This window comes from Streptomyces nojiriensis, from assembly GCF_017639205.1.
Taxonomy (GTDB): domain Bacteria; phylum Actinomycetota; class Actinomycetes; order Streptomycetales; family Streptomycetaceae; genus Streptomyces; species Streptomyces nojiriensis.
In genome coordinates, this window is sequence record NZ_CP071139.1 from 2882550 (window position 1) to 2897684 (window position 15135).

Genomic DNA, 15135 nt, shown 5'->3' on the forward strand with positions numbered 1-15135 from the left:
GCCGCGGAGGACGGCCGGAACCCGGCCGCAGCCCTGCGCGCCTGGCTCGCGGCCGGCGGCCACCCCGCCCCGGACCGCGCCGGCGCCTCCCCCGCCCCGGCCCCACCGGAACTCCGCGCCCTGGCCACCCGGCTCCTCGACGACCTGGCGCAGCTCCCACCCCGCTCGCCGGCCGACGAGCCCCGGTCCTGGCCGGACATCCAGGCCACCTGGCTCCCGGCCGCCCACGCCCCGCCGGAACCGCCGCCCACCGGAGCCCCGACCCCGTCGGCGCAGCCGCACCCCGCCCCCGACGACCGGCCCACCGGCCTGCCGGACCTTGTGGCGAGCCCGGATGGACAGCGCACCGTCCTGGCCCCCGGACCGCCTCCCGGCGCTCCCGACCCCGCGCCGTCGCCCGCAACGGGGCGGCCATGGCTCGCGGGCCGCGCCCACGTCCGGCCCCACCCGGAGCAGGCGCCCGCGAGCACGGGGCCGGTCCCCGGCCGCATCCCACCCCACGCAGCAGGGGCGCCACCGTCGACAGACGGCGTCCAAGCCCGGTCCCCCGTGCCCGCGGCCGCTCCGCCCCACACGGCGCAGCCGCCGGGCGCGGAGCCGGAAACCCTGCTGCGGACCGGGCCGGAGGCCACCGGGCTGCGGGCCCGGCTGGAAGCCGCCTGGCTCGGGCGGGCCGTCGGGTGTCTGCTCGGGAAGCCCGTCGAGAAGCTGCCCCTGGAGGGGATCCGGGCGCTCGCCCGCGCCGCCGGCAACTGGCCGCTGGACGACTGGTTCAGCGAACGCGGCGTCCCGCCGGAGGTGCTGGCCGCGTATCCGTGGAACCGCCGCTCCGCCCCCACCTGCCTCGCCGAGAACATCGACGGCATGCCCGAGGACGACGACCTGAACTACCCCCTCCTCGGGCTGCTCCTGCTCCAGCGCCACGGCAAGGACTTCACCACCGCCGACGTGGCCCGCCTCTGGCTCGACGAGCTGCCGGCCGGGCGGACCTTCACCGCCGAGCGCATCGCCTACCGCAATCTCCTCCTCGGTCTGGAGCCGCCCGTCACCGCCACCCACCACAACCCCTTCCGCGAGTGGATCGGCGCCCTCATCCGCGCCGACGTCCACGGCTGGACCAATCCCGGCGATCCGTCCGCCGCCGCGGCCCAGGCCTACCGGGACGCCGCCCTGACCCACACCGGCAACGGCGTCTACGCCGCCCTCTTCGTCGCGGCCGCCACCGCCATCGCCGCCACCGGACGGTCGGACGTCCACACCGCGCTCGGGACCGGGCTGGCCTTCGTACCGCCCCGCTCGCGCCTCGCCGAGGCCGTCCGCTTCGGGATCCGGGCGGCCGGGCAGGAGGCGGACTTCGACCTCGTCGTCGACCGGCTGCACGCCCGCTACGGGCACTACCACTGGGTCCACGCCGTCCCCAACACCGCGCTGATCGCCGCCGCCCTCACCCACGCCGACGGGGACTTCTCGCGCTCCGTCTGCCGCGCCGTGTCCGGCGGCTGGGACACCGACTCCAACGGGGCCACCGCCGGCGCCCTCGCCGGGCTGCTCACCGGGTCCCCGGACGCGCTCCCGCACCGCTGGACCGCACCGCTCAAGAACCGCCTCGCCACCACCGTCCCCGGCTTCGACGGCATCGGCTTCGACACCCTCGCCCACCTCACCGCACAGGAGGCAGCACGCTCATGACGGCCATCGCCGTGCTCGGCAGTACGAACATGGACCTCGTCGCCTACGTCCCCAAGGCCCCCCGCCTCGGGGAGACCGTCACCGGCCGGGCCTTCCGCACGGTCCCCGGCGGCAAGGGCGCCAACCAGGCCGTCGCCGCCGCCCGCTCCGGCGGGGAGGTGGTGATGATCGGCGCGGTCGGGGCCGACGAGTTCGGCGTACGGCTGCGCTCCGCGCTCACCGCGGCCCGGGTCGACACGGCGGCCCTGCGCACCGTCGAGGGTGCCAGCGGCACCGCCCACATCACGGTGGACGACGAGGGCGGCAACAGCATCATCGTCATCCCCGGCGCGAACGCCGCCGTCACCGGGCTGGAGACCGGCGACGAGGCCCGGATCGCCGCCGCCGGTTCCCTCCTCCTCCAGCTCGAACTGCCCCTCTCCGCCGTCCTCGCCGGGGCCCGCGCCGCCCGCGCGCACGGCGTCCGTACGGTGCTCACCCCGGCCCCCGCCCAGCCGCTGCCCGCCGATCTGCTCGCCGCCACCGACCTCCTCGTCCCGAACGAGCACGAGGCGGCCGCCCTCACCGGCCTCACCGACCCCCTCCAGGCCGCCGAGGCCCTGCTGGCCGAGGTGCCCGAGGTGGTGATCACCCTCGGCGCGGCCGGGGCGCTGTACGCCGCCCGCGGCAGCGAGCCGCTGACGGTGCCGGCGCCCCGGGTGCGGGCCATGGACACGACCGCGGCGGGGGACACCTTCGTCGGCGCCCTCGCCGTGGCCCTGGGCGAGGGCCGGCCGATGCCCGAGGCCCTGCGCTGGGCCTCGGCGGCGGCCGCGCTCTCCGTCCAGCGCCCGGGAGCCCAGGACTCGATGCCGACCCGCGCCGAGACCGACGCCTTCGCCGCGGCGCAGCGCGGAGCCGCCTCGTGACCCCCGACGGGCGTCGGCCCCCGAGCTGCTCCGGCGGGGCCGGGAGTGTGTCGGGGCGATCCCCGCAGGGCGCCGAACGCACCACCGCCGCGCTTCCCGACCCCGGGCACCGTTCGGCGCCCGAGGAGACGCCCCGGCGCGCGCCCGGCCCCACCGAAGCCACCGCCCCCGCCGAAGCCCGGCCAGGGCAAGGGCCGCTGGCGGGGCTCCGCGTGCTCGACCTGGCCACCCTCTTCGCCGGGCCGCTGACCGCCACCCTGCTCGGCGACTTCGGCGCCGAGGTCGTCAAGGTCGAGCACCCCGGCCGTCCCGACCCCTCGCGCGGCCACGGCCCCGCCAAGGACGGCATCGGCCTGTGGTGGAAGCTCCTCGGCCGGAACAAGCGGACGATGACCCTCGACCTGTCCACCCCGGGCGGCCGGGACACCCTGCTGCGCCTCGCCGCCACCGCCGACGTGGTCATCGAGAACTTCCGCCCCGGCACCCTGGAGAAGTGGGGGCTGGGCTGGCCCGAGCTGGCCGCCGCGAACCCGCGCCTGGTCCTGGCCCGCGTCACGGCCTTCGGCCAGCACGGCCCGTACGCCCACCGTCCGGGTTTCGGCACGCTCGCCGAGGCGATGAGCGGCTTCGCCGCGATCACCGGGGAGCCGGACGGGCCGCCGACCCTGCCGCCCTTCGGGCTCGCCGACTCGATCGCCGCGCTGACCTGCGCGTACGCCGTGATGACCGCCCTCGCCGGGCGGGACCGCACCGGGCACGGCCAGGTCGTGGACCTGGCGATCGTCGAGCCGATCCTCACCGTGCTCGGCCCGCACCCGCTCTGGTACGACCAGCTCGGCTACGTCCAGCCGCGCACCGGCAACCGCTCCGCGAACAACGCCCCCCGCAACACCTACCGGACCGCCGACGGGCGCTGGCTGGCGGTCTCCGCCTCCGCGCAGTCCATCGCCGAGCGGGTGGTGCGGCTGGTGGGCCGGCCCGAGCTGATCGCCGAGCCCTGGTTCGCGACCGGCGCCGGGCGGGCCCGGCACGTGGACGTGCTGGACGAGGCGGTCGGCGGCTGGATCGCCCGGCACAAGGCCGAGGAGGTGGTCGCCGCGTTCGAGGACGCCGAGGCCGCCGTCGCCCAGGTCTACGACATCCGGGACGTGATGGCCGACCCGCAGTTCGCGGCCCTCGACACGGTCACCGAGGTCGAGGACCCGGAGCTGGGCCCGCTCCGCATGCAGAACATCCTCTTCCGGCTCTCCGAGACCCCCGGCGGGATCCGCTGGGCGGGCCGCCCGCACGGCGCGGACACCGACGAGGTCCTGACCGAGCTCGGGCTGACCGAGGCCGAGATCACCGCACTGCGGACCGAGGGAGCCCTGTGATCCTGACCTGGCTGTACGCACCCGGCGACCGTCCGGAGGTGGTCGCCAAGGCGCTCGGTTGTGGGGCGGACGCCGTCATCGTCGACCTGGAGGACGCGGTTCCGGCCTCGCGCAAGGAGTACGCGCGCGCCGCGACCGCCGAGCTGCTCACCGAGCGGCCCCCGCTCCCCGTCCACGTCCGCGTGAACGCCCTGGAATCCCCCTGGGGCGGCGCCGACCTGACCGCGCTCGGCGGGCTGCACGGCCTCGCGGGGCTGCGGCTGCCCAAGATCAGCGCCGCCGGGCAGATCACGGCCGTCGCCGACCGCACCGGCGGGGTGAGCCTGCACGCCCTGCTCGAATCGGCGGTGGGCGTGGAGCGCGCGTACGAGATCGCCCGCGCGCACCCCGCCCTGCGCGGGCTCTCCCTCGGCGAGGCGGACCTGCGGGCCGACCTCGCCGTCAGCGCGGAGACGGGCCTGGACTGGTGCCGCTCCCGGGTGGTGGTCGCGGCGCGGGCCGCGGGGCTCGCGCCCCCGGCGCAGTCGGTGTTCCCCGACATCCGGGACCTGGAGTCGCTGGCCGTCTCGTGTGCCCGCGGCCGCTCCCTGGGCTTCCTCGGCCGGGCGGCGATCCATCCGCGCCAGCTCCCGGTGATCGAGCGGGCCTACCTCCCGGAGCCCGGGGAGGTCGACGCCGCCGTGGAAGTGCTGAGCGCGGCCCGCGCCACCCCGGGGGCGCTGGCCCTGCCGGACGGCCGGTTCGTGGATCCGGCGGTGGTGGCCGCGGCACACCGCACCCTTGCGCTCGCCGCGCGCGGCGCCGCCCGCTGACCCCGGCCGCCATGTCCCCGGGCTGCGCCCGCACCCCGCGCGGCATCCGCCGAGACCGCGCGCGGCGCCGCCTCCCGGGGCTCCGCCCCGGACCCCACGCCTCAAACGCCGGCGGGGCTGGTTTCGGTGTGGCTCCGCCTCCGAGGGGACGCCCCGGACGCCGGCGGGGCTGGATTCAGCGGCTCCGCCTCCTGGGGGGCGGCACCGGCGCTGGCCGGCTGGAGTGGCGGCGGGGAACGTGAAGGGGGTGCCGCGCTGTGCGCGGCACCCCCTTCGTGGACCGGTCAGGTCAGTGCTTGCCCGCTTCCGGGGCCTTGGCCTCGGCTCCGGCGGGAGCGTCCTTGGTGAGAACGGGTGCCCCGGCCTTGGCGGGCTCGGGCTTCGCCGCGTCGGCCGGAGCCGCGTCGTCACCGTCCTTGCCGTCGGAGGTGTCCGGTTCGACGACCGTCTCGCGGCCCGGCCGCAGCTTCGCCGACAGCACCAGGTAGACGACGGCGAGCACGAAGACGACGATCGAGGTCCAGACGTTCAGCCGGACGCCCAGGATGTGGTGCGCCTCGTCGACGCGCATGTACTCGATCCAGCCGCGGCCGACGCAGTACGCGGCGACGTACAGGGCGAAGGCCCGTCCGTGGCCGAGCGTGAAGCGGCGGTCGGCCCACAGGACCAGCAGCGCGACGCCGATGCACCACAGCGACTCGTACAGGAAGGTCGGGTGGTAGGTTCCGGCGTCCCGGTTCGGGCCCGCGCTGATCTCCACGGCCCACGGCAGGTCGGTGGCCCGCCCGTACAGCTCCTGGTTGAACCAGTTGCCCCAGCGTCCGCAGGCCTGCGCCAGCGCGATACCGGGGGCCAGGGCGTCCGCCCAGGCCGGCAGCGGGATGCCGCGCAGGCGACAGCCGATCCAGGCACCCACCGCGCCGAGCGCGATGGCGCCCCAGATGCCGAGTCCGCCTTCCCAGATCTTGAAGGCGTCGACCCAGTTGCGGCCCTCGCCGAAGTAGAGCTGGTAGTCGGTGATCACGTGGTAGAGGCGACCACCGACCAGGCCGAAGGGCACGGCCCACACGGCGATGTCCGCGACCGTGCCCGGCTTTCCGCCGCGCGCGATCCATCGCCTGTTGCCGAGCCAGACGGCGACGAAGACGCCGATGATGATGCAGAACGCGTAGCCGCGGAGCGGGATCGGTCCGAGATGGATCACGCCGGTCGACGGACTGGGGATGTAAGCAAGGTCCATGGCAGACATGACGCTACCTTGCCGGGCGGTGCGCACCGCAACCCGCCCGGCAAGACGAAACCAAATCCAGACCTGGAACGGGCCTCGGTCAGTCCTGCGGGGACCCGGTGGAGGACCGGCCGGACGACGCGCCCGATCCCGTCCGCGAGGCCGACGGCGAGGCCTTCGCCCCGGCCTTCGCTCCGGAACCGGTGGTCGCACCGGCCGACGGTGAGGCCTTCCCGGCCCCCGCCCCGGCGTCCGCGCCTCCCGAGCCCTTGGCCGCGGCTTCCACCTGCTCCTTGAGCTTCTGCGGGGTCACCTGGTTGGCCTGGTCGGAAAGGATGTCCTTGCCGTTGAGCAGCACGGTCGGGGTGCCCCGGAACTGTCCGGCGGTGAAGGCGGCGTCCGACTTGGCCACCCAGGTGTTGTGCGTGCCGTCCTCGACGCACGCGCGGAACTCGGGGGTGTCCAGCCCGTCGACCTTGCCCGCCAGCTCCAGCAGCTTGGCGTTCTTGCCGAAGGCGTCGTCGGTCTCCTGCGGCTGGTTCTGGAAGAGCAGGTCGTGGTAGGCGGTGAACTTGGCGGCGTCCTGCGCGCAGGCGGCCGCGTTGGCCGCCTGCAGCGAGCCGCTGCCGCCCATCCTCCGGTCGATGAGCGTGACCAGGTGGTAGTCGACCTTGAGCAGCCCCTTGGCCTCCAGGTCGTGGATGACGTCGCGGTAGTTGTCCTCGAAGAACTTGCAGGAGGGGCAGCGGAAGTCCTCCCACACGGTGAGGGAGGACTTCGCCTCGGGCTTGCCCGCCTGGATGGCGAGGGCGTCCTTCCCGGTGGCTCCGGAGGGGGCGACCACCGGGCCCGCCTTGGCGGAGCCGTCCTTGCCGGTGTTGGCCGCGATCACGCCGACGACGGTCGCCAGGCCGAGGACGCCGACCACCGCCGCCGCCACGACGAGGGTCCGCCGGCGCTTGTCCCGGGTCTTCTGCCGCTCGCGCTCCACGAGGAGTCGTTCCCGGGCCGATCGTTTCGTCGCATCGCGGTTCGCACCGTCGTTCTTCTCGCTCACGTTCCGCCAAACGAAGCAGGGAGGCACTCGCGTGCCTCCCTGCCCGCACTTCCACCCGATCGGGCTACGGAACCCGATCAGACATCCGTGGCCGTCGTCGAACGCGCGTCAGCTCCGGCGTACGCCTTCCGCGAGCTCGCCGGCGAGCGCCCGTACGGCGTCCAGCCCGGCCGGCAGGTCCGGCGCGTCCAGGAGCAGCTTGACGAAGGCCGAGCCGACGATGACGCCGTCGGCGAAGCCGGCGACCTCCTTGGCCTGTACGGCGTTGGAGACGCCGAGCCCCACGCAGACCGGGAGCTCGGTGGTGGCGCGGGTGCGCCGGACCAGGTCCTGGGCCTGGTTGCCGACGGACTCGCGGGTGCCGGTGACCCCCATGAGGGAGGCGGCGTAGACGAAGCCGGAGCCGGCCGCCGTGATGGTGGCCAGGCGCGCGTCCTTGCTGCTGGGAGCCACGACGAAGACGGTCGCCAGACCGTGCTTCTCCGCGTGCTCGCGCCACAGCGCGGACTCCTGCACCGGCAGGTCGGGCAGGATGCAGCCGGCGCCGCCCGCCGCCGCCAGCTCGGCCGTGAACCGCTCGACGCCGTAGCGGTCGATGGGGTTCCAGTAGGTCATCACCAGGACCGGGGCCCCGGTCGCCTCGTGCGCCTCGCGGACCGTGCGGATCACGTCGGCGATCTTGACTCCGCCGCGCAGGGCGATGTCGTCGGCGGTCTGGATGATCGCGCCGTCCAGCACGGGGTCGCTGTGCGGGAGGCCGATCTCGACCACGTCCGCGCCGCCCTCGATGACGGCCTTGACCGCCTCGATGGCGCCGTCGACGGTCGGGAAGCCCGCCGGCAGGTAGGCGACGAGGGCCGCGCGGTCCTCGGACTTCGCCTTGGCGAGGGTGTCGCTCAGCAGCTGGAGGTTTCCGGTGCTCACTTGTTCTCCCCCTCGCCGTCGTACAGCCCGAAGTAGCGGGCCGCCGTGTCCATGTCCTTGTCGCCGCGACCGGACAGGTTGACGACCAGCAGGCCGTCCTTGCCCAACTCCTTGCCCAGGTCGAGGGCGCCCGCGAGGGCGTGCGCCGACTCGATCGCCGGGATGATCCCCTCGGTGCGCGAGAGCAGGCGCAGGGCCTGCATCGCCGCGTCGTCGGTGACCGCGCGGTACTCGCCGCGGCCGGAGTCCTTGAGGTAGGAGTGCTCCGGGCCGATGCCCGGGTAGTCCAGGCCGGCCGAGATGGAGTACGGCTCGGTGATCTGGCCCTCCTCGTCCTGGAGGACGTAGGAGCGGGAGCCGTGCAGGATCCCGGGCTCGCCGGCGGTCAGCGTGGCCGCGTGCTCGCCGGTCTCCACGCCGTGCCCGGCGGGCTCGAAGCCGACCAGGCGGACGTCGGCGTCCGGGATGAAGGCGTGGAAGAGGCCGATGGCGTTGGAGCCGCCGCCGACGCAGGCCGCGACGGCGTCCGGCAGCCGGCCGGCGCGCTCCAGGATCTGGCGGCGGGCCTCGACGCCGATGACCCGGTGGAAGTCGCGGACCATGGCCGGGAAGGGGTGGGGGCCGGCGACCGTACCGAAGAGGTAGTGGGTCCGGTCCACATTGGCGACCCAGTCGCGGAACGCCTCGTTGATCGCGTCCTTGAGCGTCCGGGAGCCGGACTTCACGGCGATGACCTCGGCGCCCAGCATGCGCATGCGGGCCACGTTGAGGGCCTGGCGCTGGGTGTCGATCTCGCCCATGTAGATGGTGCACTCGAGGCCGAAGAGCGCGCAGGCGGTGGCGGTGGCCACGCCGTGCTGCCCGGCGCCGGTCTCGGCGATGACGCGGGTCTTGCCCATGCGCTTGGTGAGGAGCGCCTGGCCCAGCACGTTGTTGATCTTGTGCGAGCCGGTGTGGTTCAGGTCCTCGCGCTTGAGGAAGACCCGGGCGCCGCCGGCGTGCTCGGCGAAGCGGGGCACCTCGGTGAGGGCGCTCGGGCGGCCGGTGTAGTTGACCATGAGGTCGTTGAGCTCGGCCGCGAAGGCCGGGTCGCCCTTGGCCTTCTCGTACTCGACGGCGACCTCGTCCACGGCGGCGACGAGCGCCTCCGGGATGAACTTGCCGCCGAAGTCGCCGAAATAGCCTTCGGCGTTGGGAACGTGACCCTCCGGGTCCGGGATGAAGAACTCGCTGGACATGTCCAGTGCTCCTACGGGTGCGAGATGCGGCGGGGTGGATTCACCGTATTGCGCCGCCCGCCCGTGCCGCGCACACCCCGCTGGGGGATGTCGTGCGTACGGGGCGGGGCGGCCCGCGTCCGGAGCCGGCGGCCCGGGACGGCAGGCCGTACGGGAGCTGCGCGCGGCGCGGTACGTCTCGCGTACCGGGCCGCGGCGGCCCTCGTTACAGCGCGCCTCCGCGGCGCCATCGCATGCCGTTGACCTGACCGGGTTCGGAGCCGATCACGTACCGGACCCGCCGCCCGTGCACACGCCGGGCCGGGGCGCGGCAGCCGCGGGGGCGGCAGCCGCGCGCCAGGGGCGCGTGGGCCGTCGGCACGCCGACCGGGCGGGAGCCCGGGCGGGTGCGGACGAAGGAGCGGTCGTGGGTCATGGGTACGGGTCAGCTCCGCCCGTGGCGCAGGGCGGGGTGGGCTCCGGCGGCGACGAGGTCGGCCACGGCCGCCTTCGGGTCGCGGCCGGTCACCAGGGACTCCCCGACGAGGACGGCGTCGGCGCCCTCGTTGGCGTAGGCGATCAGGTCGTGCGGGCCACGGATGCCGGACTCGGCGATCTTGACGATGTGGTCCGGGATCTCGCCGACGACGCGCTCGAAGGTGGAGCGGTCGACCTTGAGGTCCTTGAGGTTGCGGGCGTTGACGCCGATGATCTTGGCACCGGCGGCGACCGCGCGCTCCACTTCCTCCTCGTCGTGGACCTCGACGAGCGGGGTGAGGCCGATGGACTCGGCCCGCTCGATGAGGGAGACGAGGGCCTCCTGCTCCAAGGCCGCGACGATCAGCAGGACGAGGTCGGCGCCGTAGGCGCGGGCCTCCCAGAGCTGGTACGCCGTGACGATGAAGTCCTTGCGCAGGATCGGGATGTCCACGCGGGCGCGAACGGCCTCCAGGTCGGCCAGTGAGCCGCCGAACCGGCGCTGCTCGGTGAGGACGGAGATGACCGCCGCACCGCCAGCCTCGTAGTCAGCGGCGAGCCCGGCCGGATCGGCGATGGCGGCCAGCGCGCCCTTGGAGGGGCTGGAGCGCTTGACCTCGCAGATCACCTTGACGCTGTCGCCGCGCAGGGCAGCGACGCCGTCCTTGGCCTGGGGCGCCTTGGCGGCACGCTCCTTGAGCTCGTCGAGGCTCACGCGGGCCTGCCGTTCGGCAAGGTCTTCGCGGACCCCTTCGATGATCTCGTCGAGCACACTCACGCGAGCGGCCCCCTTCCGGGTCGATGACGGTCGGCCGCCTTGCAGACAAGTACAACAGCAAGGTCGGCACTCAAATGGTATCCGCAGGAGGCGTTGCACTCCGCACGCGGTTGACGTCGTCCCAGTAACTGGACATTCGGAATCCGTGCTTCATAGGGCCTGCCCAGGGGGCTCAGGGCGCCAGTGCGGAGCCGAAGGAGAGATTTCGGACAATGGCGAAAACCAGCGCCAGCGCACCGAGGGCCCACGAGTACCTCGGACGCAGGACGATCCTCGGGGTCGGCCCGCCGCGGAACGCGCGGACCAGCCACAGGGCCATGAACCCCGCGAAGACGAAGTAGCCCGCGACCGCGAGCGCGTTCGCCCCGAGGGCGGTGACCAGATCGCCCTGCGCGAAGGCGTGCGCACTGCGCAGGCCGCCGCAGCCCGGGCACAGGACGCCCGTCAGCCGGAACAGCGGGCACACCGGGTAGTGGCCGGGCTCGTTGGGATCCACGGCGCCCACGTACGCGAAGGCCGCGGTGACCCCGGCCAGGTAGGCCACCGGGACGGCGAGCCGCCGGACCCGGGAGGGGGACGGCCCCGCGGCGGGCCGCCCCGGCTCCGCGGGCACGGGCGCCGGTGACGGCGGGGCATCGGGGGTACGGGAGGCGTCCACCTGCTGATTCTCTCCGCTCATGACAAAAGGCGCAGCCCGGCGGGGCCGCGCCTTTCGGCTGCTTCGTTCGCGCGCTCAGACCTTGGCGGGAACCTTGGAGGCGGCGATGACCTCGGCGAGGTCCTTGTGCGCGGGCTTCGGCATGCCCAGGCCCGCCGCCCGCATCCCCAGGCCGACGACACCGCCGAGCGCGACGACGACGAGGCCGGCCCAGAAGCCGAGCGGGTTCGCGAGCACCATGAAGGCGCCGGAGACGCAGAAACCGATGAAGGCGATGATGACACCGGTCCAGGCGGCCGGGGTGTGTCCGTGGCTAGTGCCCGCCATGAGTTGCTCCTCGTTGCTCTGTCGCGCTGCTGTGTCGAACGTGCGGTCTGTGTCGAACGCTCGGCGACCATTGTCCCGCACCGGACGGCCCGGCCGTCCAGGGGGGTCGGGTCGGTGGGCCCGGTCGGTGGGCCCGGTCGGTGGGCCCGGTCAGCCGGTCCGGTCGGCGCCCGGGTCGGTGGTGGGGTCCTCGCCGCGGTCCAGAGCCTTCCACAGATCTTCCGGCCGGTCCGGATCAACCGCCGCGACAGTCCGGGCACGCGGGCTGCCGTCACGCTCGTAGCGGCCTCCCATGGAGGGCCAGCCCCGGCCGAAGCGCAGCGCCAGCAGGCCGGCCGCCAGGATCAGGAGCGCGCCGGCGGCCGTGACGTAGGGCCAGGTCGTCTGGGTCAGCCCGGCCACGTGCGCGGCACTGTCGGCGGTCGTACGGGCGGCCTGCGCGTCCAGGGCGCTGCGGCCGTCGGCGCCGAGAACGGCCGACAGGGCCGCGCCCAGGCCGCTGAGCGCGAGCAGCCCAGACACCAGCAGCCGGCTCCTGCCGCGTACGGCGAAGACGGCGACCAGCGCGGCGAGGCCCACGATGGCCAGCGCCGCGGGGAGGCCGGTGACGGCCCGCCCGTCGGCGGCCAGCTGGAGCGAGTCGCTGCCGATGGCGGCGGTGCCCCGGGCCCAGGTCCGGCCGGAGGCGAGCAGGACGACGGTGGCACCGAGGGCGCCGAGCAGCAGGGCGACGGCCACACTGCGGCGGCCGCCGCGGCTGTCGGGAGCCTCGCGCTCGGACTCGGCGTCGGCGTCGTTTCGGGGCGGGGGTACGGCACTCACGTACCCCACTATCCCCTACGCCCTCAGGAGCCGTGGAGGCGGTTCGCCGCTCCCACCGCGCGCAGCACGGCGGCCGCCTTGTTGCGGCACTCGTTGTCCTCCAGCTCGGGCACCGAGTCCGCGACGACACCGGCTCCGGCCTGCACGTACGCCGTGCCGTCGCGCAGCAGCGCGGTGCGGATGGCGATGGCCGTGTCGGAGTCCCCGGCGAAGTCCAGGTAGCCCACGCAGCCGCCGTAGAGGCCGCGGCGGGAGGGCTCCAGCTCCTCGATGATCTGCATGGCGCGCGGCTTGGGCGCGCCGGAGAGGGTGCCGGCCGGGAAGCAGGCGGTCAGCACGTCGAAGGCGGTCTTCCCCTCGGCCACGCGCCCCGTCACGGTGGAGACGATGTGCATGACGTGGGAGTAGCGCTCGATCGACATGAAGTCGACGACCTCCACCGATCCCGGTTCGCAGACCCGGCCGAGGTCGTTGCGGCCCAGGTCGACGAGCATCAGGTGCTCGGCCCGCTCCTTGGGGTCGGCCATCAGCTCGTCGGCGAGGTCGTTGTCCTCCTGCGGGGTCGCGCCCCGGTGGCGGGTGCCCGCGATGGGGTGGACCATGGCCCGCCCGTCCTCGACCTTGACCAGCGCCTCGGGGCTGGAGCCGACCACGTCGAAGCCGTTCTCGAAGCGGAAGAGGTACATGTACGGGGACGGGTTGGTGGCCCGCAGCACCCGGTAGACGTCCAGCGCGGAGGCCTGGCAGGGGGTCTCGAACCGCTGCGAGGGCACCACCTGGAAGGCCTCGCCGGCCCGGATGCGCTCCTTGATGTCCTCGACGGCCGCCTGGTACTTCTCGCCGCCCCACAGGGCGGAGAACTCGGGCAGCTCGGAGGCGGGCAGCGCGGCCGGCACGTAGGGGGCGGGCCGTGCGAGGTCGGCCTCCATCGCGTCGAGGCGGGACACGGCGTCCGCGTACGCCTCGTCGACCCCGGATTCGAGGTCGTTGTGGTTGATGGCGTTGGCGATGAGCTGGACGGTGCCGTCCCAGTGGTCGAGGACCGCCAGGTCGGAGGTGAGCAGCATGGTCAGCTCGGGCAGCTCCAGGTCGTCGGCGGTGTGCTCGCCGATGCGCTCCAGGCGGCGCACGATGTCGTAGCCGAGGTAGCCGACCATGCCGCCGGTGAAGGGGGGCATGGCGCCCGCGAGGTCGCGGGGGGTGTGCAGGGCCTCGACGGTGGCGCGCAGCGCGTCGAGGGGGTCGCCGTCGGTGGGTACGCCGACGGGCGGGGTGCCGATCCAGTGCGCCCGGCCGTCCCGGGCCGTCAGGGTGGCGTCGCTGCGGACCCCGATGAAGGAGTACCGGGACCAGGAGCGGCCGTTCTCGGCGGACTCCAGGAGGAAGGTGCCGGGGCGTTCGGCTGCCAGCTTGCGGTAGAGCCCGACGGGGGTGTCCCCGTCGGCCAGCAGCTTGCGGCTCACGGGGATGACGCGGCGGTCGGCCGCGAGCTTGCGGAACGTCTCAAGATCCATTTTTGGGGGACCCTACCTAGTCGGCTGCGCGGAGGAGGACATCTTCGTCGAAACAGGTGCGGGCCCCGGTGTGGCAGGCCGCTCCGACCTGGTCGACCTGGACGAGCACGGTGTCGGCGTCGCAGTCGAGCGCGACGGATTTGACGTGCTGGAAGTGGCCGGAAGTATCCCCCTTCACCCAGTACTCCTGGCGGCTGCGGGACCAGTAGGTGCAGCGGCCCGTGGTCAGGGTGCGGTGCAGGGCCTCGTCGTCCATCCAGCCGAGCATGAGCACCTCACCGGTGTCGTACTGCTGGGCGATGGCCGGGACCAGCCCGTCCGCGGAGCGCTTGAGGCGCGCGGCGATGGCGGGGTCGAGGTTGCCGGGGCGGGGGGACGTACTCATGTGGACATTGTGCCGGGCCGGGGCGGGGGTAATGATCCTCGTCCGCCTGATGAGCGGGTGCTCGGCGGGTTCCCGCCGTAGGCTGGCCCGCATGTCTACCCATGCGAAGCGTGAACGCCTGCTCCTGGCGGACCTGTTGGAGTCGGCCGGCCCGGAGGCCCCCACGCTGTGCGCCGGCTGGACCTGTCGGGACCTGGCCGCGCACGTGGTGGTCCGCGAGCGGCGGCCCGACGCGGCGGGCGGCCTGCTGCTGAACGTGCTGAAGGCCCGCCTGGACAAGGCGATGGAGGAGTACACGGCCAAGCCGTACGAGGAACTGATCCAGTTGATCAGGACCGGCCCGCCGAGGATGTCGGTGTACGCGCTGAAGCAGATCGACGAGGCGGCCAACGCGGTGGAGTTCTACGTCCACGCGGAGGACGTCCGCCGGGCGCAGCCGGACTGGTCCCCGCGGGAGCTGGACCCGGTCTTCTCCGACGCGCTGTGGTCTCGGCTGGAGAAACTGGCGCGCCTGACCGGCCGCCGCTCGCCGGTGGGCCTGGTGCTGAGGCGTCCCGACGGACGGACGGTGGTGGCGCACAAGGGTGCGCCGGTGGTGACGGTGACCGGCGAGCCGGGTGAGCTGACGCTGTTCTGCTTCGGCCGTCAGGCGTCTGCGTCGGTGACGCTGGACGGCGAGAAGGAGGCCGTCGCCAAGCTGACGGTGGCGGCCCTGGGTATCTGACCCTGCCGTTGCCCTGGCCGGGCGGTGCGGGTTCTGTTCCGGGTGCGGCCCGGTGGCCGCGCCCTTGCCCTGGCCGGGCGGTGCGGGTTCTGTTCCGGGTGCGGCCCGGTGGCCGCGCCCTTGCCCTGGCCGGGCGGTGCGGGTTCTGTTCCGGGTGCGGCCCGGTGGCCGCGCCTCAAACGCCGGCGGGGCTGGGTTTGGCTTCGGGTGGGGTGGGGCCCCTCCGGGGGCTCTCCTCGGCG

The 15135-nt window shown here is 74.2% G+C and carries 16 protein-coding genes; 5 read left to right on the forward strand and 11 right to left on the reverse strand.

Annotation, left to right across the window (positions count from 1 at the left end; translation table 11 throughout):
• Positions 1 to 309 precede the first annotated feature (309 nt).
• The 4 genes from JYK04_RS13455 to JYK04_RS13470 all read left to right on the forward strand — a co-directional run bounded on the left by JYK04_RS13455 (position 310) and on the right by JYK04_RS13470 (position 4782).
• A complete protein-coding gene (locus JYK04_RS13455) occupies positions 310 to 1689 on the forward strand; it encodes an ADP-ribosylglycohydrolase family protein (RefSeq protein ID WP_189736599.1) in 1380 nt (459 codons plus the stop codon).
• Positions 1686 to 2597 (forward strand): ribokinase, encoded by a 912-nt coding sequence (gene rbsK, locus JYK04_RS13460; RefSeq protein WP_189736130.1) that lies wholly within the window; start codon positions 1686 to 1688, stop codon positions 2595 to 2597. Before JYK04_RS13455 ends, rbsK begins: the two co-directional genes overlap by 4 nt.
• A gap of 197 nt (positions 2598 to 2794) precedes the next feature.
• Positions 2795 to 3970: a CaiB/BaiF CoA transferase family protein gene (locus JYK04_RS13465; RefSeq protein ID WP_189736602.1), complete on the forward strand. Its 1176-nt coding sequence runs from the start codon at positions 2795 to 2797 to the stop codon at positions 3968 to 3970.
• Positions 3967 to 4782 carry an HpcH/HpaI aldolase/citrate lyase family protein gene (locus tag JYK04_RS13470; RefSeq protein WP_189736132.1) on the forward strand — a complete coding sequence of 272 codons (816 nt, stop codon included), beginning with the start codon at positions 3967 to 3969 and terminating at the stop codon, positions 4780 to 4782. Before JYK04_RS13465 ends, JYK04_RS13470 begins: the two co-directional genes overlap by 4 nt.
• A 289-nt stretch (positions 4783 to 5071) precedes the next feature.
• Here JYK04_RS13470 and lgt read toward each other — a convergent pair whose 3' ends face one another.
• The 11 genes from lgt to hisI form a co-directional block, all read right to left on the reverse strand.
• Complete coding sequence (lgt, locus tag JYK04_RS13475) at positions 5072 to 6022, reverse strand: prolipoprotein diacylglyceryl transferase (RefSeq protein WP_189736603.1); 951 nt, start codon at positions 6020 to 6022, stop codon at positions 5072 to 5074.
• Positions 6023 to 6110: 88 nt separating this feature from the next.
• Positions 6111 to 7067 (reverse strand): DsbA family protein, encoded by a 957-nt coding sequence (locus JYK04_RS13480; RefSeq protein WP_189736134.1) that lies wholly within the window; start codon positions 7065 to 7067, stop codon positions 6111 to 6113.
• 108 nt (positions 7068 to 7175) lie between these two features.
• Positions 7176 to 7991 (reverse strand): tryptophan synthase subunit alpha, encoded by an 816-nt coding sequence (gene trpA / locus JYK04_RS13485; protein ID WP_189736136.1) that lies wholly within the window; start codon positions 7989 to 7991, stop codon positions 7176 to 7178.
• The gene (gene trpB / locus JYK04_RS13490) at positions 7988 to 9229 is read right to left on the reverse strand and encodes a tryptophan synthase subunit beta (protein WP_189736138.1); all 1242 of its coding nucleotides are present in this window, start codon (positions 9227 to 9229) and stop codon (positions 7988 to 7990) included. The genes trpA and trpB overlap by 4 nt, the downstream gene beginning before the upstream one ends.
• A gap of 205 nt (positions 9230 to 9434) precedes the next feature.
• Complete coding sequence (gene trpM / locus JYK04_RS13495) at positions 9435 to 9644, reverse strand: tryptophan biosynthesis modulator TrpM (protein WP_189736140.1); 210 nt, start codon at positions 9642 to 9644, stop codon at positions 9435 to 9437.
• A 9-nt stretch (positions 9645 to 9653) separates the two neighbouring features.
• The gene (gene trpC / locus JYK04_RS13500; protein WP_030012837.1) at positions 9654 to 10463 is read right to left on the reverse strand and encodes an indole-3-glycerol phosphate synthase TrpC; all 810 of its coding nucleotides are present in this window, start codon (positions 10461 to 10463) and stop codon (positions 9654 to 9656) included.
• A 172-nt stretch (positions 10464 to 10635) separates the two neighbouring features.
• Positions 10636 to 11142, reverse strand: coding sequence for a DUF2752 domain-containing protein (locus JYK04_RS13505; RefSeq protein ID WP_189736142.1), 507 nt, complete (start codon positions 11140 to 11142; stop codon positions 10636 to 10638).
• A gap of 54 nt (positions 11143 to 11196) precedes the next feature.
• Positions 11197 to 11448: an HGxxPAAW family protein gene (locus JYK04_RS13510; protein WP_189736144.1), complete on the reverse strand. Its 252-nt coding sequence runs from the start codon at positions 11446 to 11448 to the stop codon at positions 11197 to 11199.
• 150 nt (positions 11449 to 11598) lie between these two features.
• Positions 11599 to 12279, reverse strand: a complete 681-nt coding sequence (locus JYK04_RS13515; protein WP_189736146.1) for a TIGR02234 family membrane protein — start codon at positions 12277 to 12279, stop codon at positions 11599 to 11601.
• A 14-nt stretch (positions 12280 to 12293) separates the two neighbouring features.
• Entirely contained in the window at positions 12294 to 13784 is a 1491-nt protein-coding gene (locus JYK04_RS13520) for an anthranilate synthase component I (RefSeq protein WP_189736148.1), read from the reverse strand.
• Positions 13785 to 13800: 16 nt separating this feature from the next.
• Positions 13801 to 14169, reverse strand: coding sequence for a phosphoribosyl-AMP cyclohydrolase (gene hisI, locus JYK04_RS13525; protein ID WP_030012381.1), 369 nt, complete (start codon positions 14167 to 14169; stop codon positions 13801 to 13803).
• Between the two features lie 91 nt (positions 14170 to 14260).
• Here hisI and JYK04_RS13530 point away from each other — a divergent pair, with 91 nt between their 5' ends.
• Positions 14261 to 14893: a TIGR03085 family metal-binding protein gene (locus JYK04_RS13530; protein ID WP_189736150.1), complete on the forward strand. Its 633-nt coding sequence runs from the start codon at positions 14261 to 14263 to the stop codon at positions 14891 to 14893.
• The last annotated feature ends 242 nt before the right edge of the window (positions 14894 to 15135 follow it).